Source organism: Mycobacterium sp. (assembly GCF_046095365.1).
GTDB lineage: Bacteria > Actinomycetota > Actinomycetes > Mycobacteriales > Mycobacteriaceae > Mycobacterium.
The window spans coordinates 1-7,078 of the sequence record NZ_JBJTJF010000015.1; the positions used below are offsets into that span (position 1 = coordinate 1).

8 protein-coding genes are annotated in these 7,078 nt (G+C 69.8%); 2 read left to right on the plus strand and 6 right to left on the minus strand.

All coding sequences use genetic code 11. The features are described from left to right. A partial coding sequence (locus ACKOQ4_RS01220) for a class II fumarate hydratase (protein ID WP_526288015.1) occupies window positions 1-1,362 on the minus strand: 1,362 nt, incomplete at its 3' end. A 12-nt stretch (window positions 1,363-1,374) separates the two neighbouring features. Then, entirely contained in the window at window positions 1,375-2,406 is a 1,032-nt protein-coding gene (glpX, locus tag ACKOQ4_RS01225; RefSeq protein ID WP_526288017.1) for a class II fructose-bisphosphatase, read from the minus strand. Window positions 2,407-2,548: 142 nt separating this feature from the next. Between glpX and ACKOQ4_RS01230 the strand changes: the two genes are divergently transcribed. Both ACKOQ4_RS01230 and ACKOQ4_RS01235 read left to right on the plus strand, forming a co-directional pair. Further along, complete coding sequence (locus tag ACKOQ4_RS01230; protein WP_526288019.1) at window positions 2,549-3,139, plus strand: DUF4245 family protein; 591 nt, start codon at window positions 2,549-2,551, stop codon at window positions 3,137-3,139. A gap of 7 nt (window positions 3,140-3,146) precedes the next feature. Then, window positions 3,147-3,953, plus strand: a complete 807-nt coding sequence (locus ACKOQ4_RS01235) for a dienelactone hydrolase family protein (protein ID WP_526288021.1) — start codon at window positions 3,147-3,149, stop codon at window positions 3,951-3,953. Here ACKOQ4_RS01235 and ACKOQ4_RS01240 read toward each other — a convergent pair. The 4 genes from ACKOQ4_RS01240 to xseB all read right to left on the minus strand — a co-directional run. After that, window positions 3,934-5,094, minus strand: a complete 1,161-nt coding sequence (locus ACKOQ4_RS01240) for an AI-2E family transporter (protein WP_526288023.1) — start codon at window positions 5,092-5,094, stop codon at window positions 3,934-3,936. The two genes, ACKOQ4_RS01235 and ACKOQ4_RS01240, sit on opposite strands and share 20 nt — an antisense overlap. A gap of 16 nt (window positions 5,095-5,110) precedes the next feature. Beyond that, complete coding sequence (locus ACKOQ4_RS01245; protein ID WP_526288025.1) at window positions 5,111-5,893, minus strand: SDR family NAD(P)-dependent oxidoreductase; 783 nt, start codon at window positions 5,891-5,893, stop codon at window positions 5,111-5,113. After that, on the minus strand, window positions 5,890-6,957 hold the full coding sequence (locus ACKOQ4_RS01250) for an NAD-dependent epimerase/dehydratase family protein (protein WP_526288027.1): 1,068 nt from the start codon (window positions 6,955-6,957) through the stop codon (window positions 5,890-5,892). Before ACKOQ4_RS01250 ends, ACKOQ4_RS01245 begins: the two co-directional genes overlap by 4 nt. Further along, the coding region (gene xseB, locus ACKOQ4_RS01255) for an exodeoxyribonuclease VII small subunit (RefSeq protein ID WP_526288029.1) at window positions 6,957-7,078 on the minus strand (122 nt) is incomplete at its 5' end. The genes ACKOQ4_RS01250 and xseB, both read right to left, overlap by 1 nt.

Genomic DNA, 7,078 nt, shown 5'->3' on the forward strand with positions numbered 1-7,078 from the left:
GTCGAGTTCCTCCTCGGTGAGCTTGTCGCCGATCAGGCCGCGGTGGCCAAGCAGGCGCTCAAGGAGCACAAGACGATTCGCCAGACGGTCATCGACCGCGGCCGCCTCCTCGTAGCCGATCGCCGAGTTCAGCGGCGTCACGATCGACGGTGAGGACTCCGCCAGCCGGCGCAGCCGCTGTTCGTCGGCGACCAGGCCGTCGACGCAGCGGGTGGCGAAGAGCCTGGAGACGTTGGCCAGCAAGGTGAACGACTCCAGCAGGTTGCGCGCCATCATCGGGATGTAGACGTTGAGCTCGAACGCCCCCGACAGACCGCCGACGGTGATGGCGGCGTCGTTGCCGATCACCTGCGCGGCCACCTGGGTGACCGCCTCCGGGATCACCGGGTTGACCTTGCCCGGCATGATCGAGGAACCCGGCTGCAGGTCGGGCAGGTGCAGCTCGCCCAGTCCGGTCAGCGGACCGGAGCCCATCCAGCGGATGTCGTTGGCGATCTTGGTCAACGACACCGCGATGGTCTTCAGCGCGCCGGAAGCCTCGACAAGGCCGTCGCGGGCGGCTTGGGCTTCGAACGAGTCTGTTGCCGTGCGCAGTTCGGCCAGACCGGTCTGGGCGACGAGCACCTCGACCACCTTGGCGCCGAATCCCTCGGGGGCGTTCAGGCCGGTGCCGACGGCGGTGCCGCCGATGGCCAGTTCACCGAGGCGGGGGAGAGACCCGCGCACTCTCTCGATGCCGGCCTCGACCTGACGGGCGTAGCCGCCGAACTCCTGGCCCAGCGTCACCGGGACGGCGTCCATCAGGTGTGTGCGCCCGCTCTTGACCACCGTGCGCCAGGCGCGGGCCTTCGCGGCGAGCGAGTCGTGCAGCAACTCCAGCGCCGGGATCAGTTGGCGCACGGCCGCTTCGGTGGCCGCGATGTGGGTCGAGGTCGGGAAGGTGTCGTTGGAGGACTGGGACATGTTGACGTCGTCGTTCGGGTGCACCGTCACGCCGTTGCGGGCGCAGATCGAGGCGATCACCTCGTTGGTGTTCATGTTGGAACTGGTGCCCGAGCCGGTCTGGAAGACGTCGATGGGGAACTGGTCGTCGTGCAGGCCGTCGGCGATCTCGCCCGCCGCGGCGATGATCGCATCGGCCTTCTCGGCGGCCAGCAGGCCGAGGTCCTTGTTCACCTGGGCGCAGGCCGCCTTCAGCAGCGCCATGGCCCGGATCTGGTTGCGGTCCAGGCCGCGGCCCGAGATCGGGAAGTTCTCCACCGCCCGCTGGGTCTGTGCCCGCCACAGGGCTTTGGCCGGAACCCGGACCTCGCCCATGGTGTCGTGCTCGATCCGGTACTCGCCGTCGGCAGATGAGCTCATGTGCAGCCTTTCTCAGGGGAGGGGATAAGCGGCGTCGTTGTCCCCGGTGAAGTCCACCGCGGAGTATTCGTTGAGTTTGGAGAGCCGGTGATAGGCGTCGACCATCCGTACCGTGCCGGACTTCGAGCGCATCACGATCGACTGGGTGGTGCAGCCGCCGCCGAAGTACCGCACCCCCTTGAGCAGGTCGCCGTCGGTGACGCCGGTGGCGCAGAAGAACACGTTCTCCCCGGAGACCAGGTCCTCGGTGCCCAGCACCCGGTCCAGGTCGTGTCCGCGGCCGATGGCCTTCTGGCGCTCGGCGTCGTCCTTGGGCGCCAGTTGCCCCTGGATCTCCCCGCCCATGCAGCGCATGGCGGCCGCGGTGATGATGCCCTCCGGGGTGCCGCCGATCCCGGCCAGCATGTCGGTGCCCGAGTCGGGCCGGCAGGTCGAGATCGCCCCCGCCACATCGCCGTCGGTGATCAGCCTGATCCGGGCGCCCGCCGCACGGACGTCGGCGATCAGCTTCTCGTGACGCGGGCGGTCCAGGATGCAGACCGTCAGGTCGGCGACCGAGGAGTTCTTCGCCCGGGCCACTCGGCGGATGTTCTCGCCGATCGGCGCGGTGATGTCGACGACGCCGACGGCATCGGGACCGACGGCGATCTTGTTCATGTAGAACACCGCCGACGGGTCGAACATCGCCCCGCGTTCGGCGACGGCCAGCACCGAGATCGCGTTCGGCATGCCCTTGGCCATCAACGTCGTCCCGTCGATGGGATCGACGGCGAAGTCGCAGTCCGGACCGTCCCCGTTGCCCACCTCCTCGCCGTTGTAGAGCATCGGGGCGTTGTCCTTCTCGCCCTCGCCGATCACCACGACCCCGCGCATGGACACCGAGTTCACCAGTTGGCGCATGGCGTCCACCGCCGCGCCGTCGCCGCCCTCCTTATCGCCGCGGCCGACCCAGCGCCCGGCCGCCATCGCGCCGGCCTCGGTGACCCGAACCAGCTCCAGAGCCAGGTTGCGGTCGGGGGCTTCGCGGCGACGGGCGTCAGGCATGGGCAAGATTGTCCCAGAGCCGACGGCCGGGCCCCGACCTGGGATACTGGCGGCCGTGACGAGCCCAGATCCTCCGGACGGCCCCCCGGCTCGTGACCCCGATGTCGCCGGCCCTCCGGGTCCGAGACCGCCGAAGCCCAGGGTGCTTCAGGACGGCCGCGACATGTTCTGGTCGCTGGTGCCGCTGATTCTGGGCTGCATCGTGCTGGCCGGCCTGGTCGGGATGTGCTCGTTCAGCCCGAGCGGGCCCGGCGCCGACGGGACCGTCCCGACCTACGACGCCGAGCGGGCGCTGCAGGCCGACGCCGACGCGGTCGGGTTCCCGGTGCGGCTGCCCCGCCTGCCCGAGGGCTGGCAGGCCAACTCCGGCACCCGCGGCGGCATCGAAGCCGGACTCACCGTCGCCGGCGCGAAGCAGAACGCGATCACCAGCCGGGTGGGCTACATCGCGCCGTCGAAGATGTACGTCAGCCTCACCCAGAGCAATGCCGACGAGACCGCACTGGTGCAGTCGATCCAGAACGCGGTGTACCCCGCCGGGACCCAGGACGTCGACGGCGTCACCTGGGTGGTCTACCAGGGCGGTGAGGGCACCGAGCCGGTGTGGACCACCCGTCTGGGCAGCGGGGGCGCCGCCACGCAACTGGCGATCAGCGGCGCGGGAGGCGCCGAGGATTTCCGCACCCTGGCCGCCGCGACGCAGAACCAGCCGCCACTGACCCCGAAACGATAGGACGCCCATGTCGCCGACCAAGTCACCCGAAGCCGACCTGTCCGGGTGGGTTTGCGAGCCCTTCACCGCCGAGGGCTTCACCTATGACGTCTACCGCAAGGGCGAGGGTCCGGGGGTGATCCTGATCCCCGAGATACCCGGCGCCCACCCCGGCGTGCTGGCGCTGGGAAATCATCTGGTGGACAACGGTTTCACCGTCGCGATCCCCTCGCTGTTCGGCACGCCGGGCGCTCCGGCTCGCGGTCTGGGGCTGGTGCCGACGGTGGTGCGCGCCTGCATCGCCAAGGAGTTCGCCGCCTTCGCGCTGAACAAGGAACGTCCGGTCAGCAGATATCTGCGGGCGCTCGCGCGCGACCTCAACGCCAGGACACCGGGCCGCGGCGTGGGAGTGATCGGGCAGTGCTTCACCGGAGGCTTCGCGCTGGCCGCCGCGGTCGACGACAGCGTGCTGGCCCCGGTGCTCAGCCAGCCGTCGGTGCCCATCGGACTGACCGCCGCGCACCGGGCCGACCCCGGTTTCTCCGAGGGCGAGATGAAGGTGATCCAGAAGCGGGCGGCTGAGGAGGGTCTGTGCGCGCTGGGACTGCGGTTCAGCGGGGATCCGGCGGCGCCGGCCGACCGGTTCAGCACCCTCAAGGACAGACTCGGCGACAACTTCGAGGTCATCGAGATCGACTCCTCGCCGGGCAACGCCGCCGGGTTCGGGCGGATGGCGCATTCGGTGCTGACCCTCGAGGTCCGCGAGGTCGACGGGCAGCCGGCCTATGAGGCGCGCAAGCGGGTCGTGGAGTTCCTCAAAGAGCGTCTGACGTAGGCGTCGCCGGTGCCGGCAGGGCCTTGTGTCGCTTGCCGAATAGCTTCTTGCGCACCTCGGGCTCCTCTGATTCCTCCTGCATTTCGACGCCCTTGTAGACCGCGAGGTACACCGAGATCGTGGTGACGATCACGATCATCAGCACCGGGCCCAGCACGATGCCGAAGAATCCGAACATCGCGATGCCGGAGAAGACCGACAGCAGCATCAGCGCCGGATCCAGCCGCGCCTCCTTGGGCACCAGGATCGGACGCAGGAAGTTGTCGACGTTGGTGATCCCGAAGATGTGGAACAGCACGATGAACAGCCCGCCGGCGACGTTGCCGAAGAACATCATGCCGATGCCGAACGGGATCGTCACGATGCCGCTGCCGAGTGGGATCACCGACAGCGCGGTCAGGAAGATCGCGAAGATGAAGAAGCCGTCGTGGAAGCCCGCGATGTAGATCGAGCAGGCGCCGAGGAAGCCCTGGATCACCGCGATGATGAACTGGCCCTTGACAGTTCCCTTCACCATGGCGCCCATCTTCGCCAGGTAGATGTCGGTGACCTCCTCTCCCAGCGGATTGAGGCGGCGGATGAGGGTGACCACTTTGGTCTTGTTGACCAGCAGCGAGATCAGCACGTACAGGAAGATGATCGCGGAGGTGATCAGGCCGATCGCGCCGCCGGCGGCACCGCTCAACGTCCGCAGCAGCCATTCGCCGATGGTCTGGGCCACCTTGCCCAGATTTTCGCGCAGCGACTCCAGCGTGATCGTCGGCGCCTGGAACGGAAGCTTGGCCAGCAGGTTGTTGGCCGTGCCGATGGCTTTGTCCCCGAGGGCGTTGAGGTCGGCGGTCTTGGCCCACTCGGCGGCGCCGGTGAGCATGTGCGAGATCTGGACCGTCGCCAGCGAGATCACCCCGATGAGCGGGACGACGACGATGCCCAGTGCGGCGAGCACCGTCAGGACGGTCGCCAGGCCGCCGCTGAGCTTGCCGCGCAACCAGTTGTACAGCGGGGTGAACAGGTAGGCCACGATGGCCGCGATCACGATCAGCATGAAGTAGCGGCGCAGGAAGTACGCGCCGAACAGCAGCGCCACCCCGGTGACGACGGCCAGCGCACGCTTCTGGGTGAGCGTGAATTCGGTCTTCACCGTCTCTGGTGTCCTTTCAACGTCCCGGCCCCATCAGTTTCGTCAGATGCCGGTGGATGTCGGGGTAGCGCTTGAGGTGCGCCCCGCCGTTGAGGTCGAGGACCTCGCCGGTCATCCAGGACGCCTGCGGCGAGCACAGGAACGCCACCGCAGCCGCGACGTCCTCGGGGGTGCCGGCCCGGCCCAGTGCGGTGTTCTCCACGTACTCCTCGACCACCCCGGGGATGGCCGAGGCGCCCTCGGTCAGCGGGGTGTGGACGAATCCGGGAGCGACGGCGTTGACCCGGATGCCGCGCGGGCCCAGTTCGAGGGCGGCGACTTGCGTCAGCATCGACAACCCGGCCTTGGCCGAGCAGTAGGCGCTCATCCCGATGGCCGGCTGCCGGGCGTTGAGCGAGGTCAGCGACACCACCGCCCCGCCCTCGCCGAGATGGCGGCCGGCGTGTTTGAGCACCAGGAACCCGCCGGTCAGACAGACGTCGACCACCGAGCGGAACTGGTCGGCGGGCAGGTCGGTGATCATCCCGAACCCGCTGAAGCCGGCGCAGTTGACCACCACGTCCAGCCGGCCCTCACGGGCGACGACCCCGTCGAACAGCGCGGCGACGCCGGCCTCGTCGGTGACCTCGACCACCGCCCAGGTGTGCGGGTCGCCCAGTTCGGCGGCGCGGTCCCGGGCGGCGTCGGCGTTGCGGTCGGCGATGGTCACGCGGGCGCCCTCGGCGGCCAGCGCCCGGGCGGTCGCCCACCCGATGCCCGACGCGCCGCCGACGATCACAGCGACCCGATGTTGCGTCATGCCGGCCTCCGATCAGCCTCCGGTGGTCCCCACCTCCGGCGCACAGCCTCCCACGGCTCGGCGTAGCGCCCGGGCCGGCGGTAGTACGGGGATGCCCGTTTGAGGTACTGCCGGGCCAGCGGAGCGATCAGACGCAGCGGATAACGCCTCCAGCCGGCGTTGCGTCCGGTCTCGGCGAGCAGTTGCGGCCAGCTGTGGTGCTGATGGCCCAGCACCGCGTCGGCGGCGGAGGTGTCCATCCAGTCGGTGGCGAACCAGGCGTCGTCGTCCCCGGGATCACCCGGCCGGCCCGGCGGTAGGACGCCGGCCAGGCCCAGCGCCGCCGCCGTCGCCGTGCCGACCCCGCCCTGCAGCTGCCGGTGCGAGTCGTCACCGCCGATCAGCAGCACCCGGCCGGCGACGTCGGCGGTGCCCGCCGCGGCGAACGCGTGCGCGACGTCGCGGACGTCGACGGTCTGCAGGCGCCCGTCGGAGGGCAGGGCTGCGGCGAAGTAGAGCACATCGGGGTCGGCGACCAGACCGACGTCGGGGGTCAGCACTCCGCCCAGGCGCAGGACCACCCAGTCCAGTCCCGACCGCCGCACAAGGTCCTCGGCCTCGGCCTTGTGCCGGCCGTAGTTGTCGAAGGGGCGCACCGGTGTCTGCTCGGTGAGCACGCCGCTGACACGATGCGGATTGCGCGGGCCGTAGACGGCGATGCTGGACGCCAGCACGAACCGGGGTGGATCGTTCTGCGCGGCAGAGGCTTTGAGCACATTGCCGGTAGCCTCCACGTTGACCCGCCGGGCCAGCTCCGGGTCCGCGTAGCACTGCGGGGGGATGATGGCGGCCAGGTGAACGATCACCGCCGGGGCGACGTCTGACACCAGCGTGGCGGTCTGTTCGGGGTCGGTGAGGTCGGCCCACCTCGCGGCCACTCCGGCGGGAAGAGCCGCGGCGGCCGCCCGGTTGGCTGCGGTGTCGAGATCGGTGGCCACCACCGCGCGTCCGAGGGCGGCCAGGTGCCGGACGGTCGCCCCGCCCACCAGCCCGAAGGCTCCGGTCACCAGCACCGCGTCGGACATCAGTCCTCGTCGGACTCGGATACCGACAGCGCGGATTCGATCCGTGCGCGGGCGCCGGCGAGGTGTTCCTCGCAGCGCTTGGCCAGCGCCTCGCCGCGCTCCCACAGTTTCAGCGAGGTGT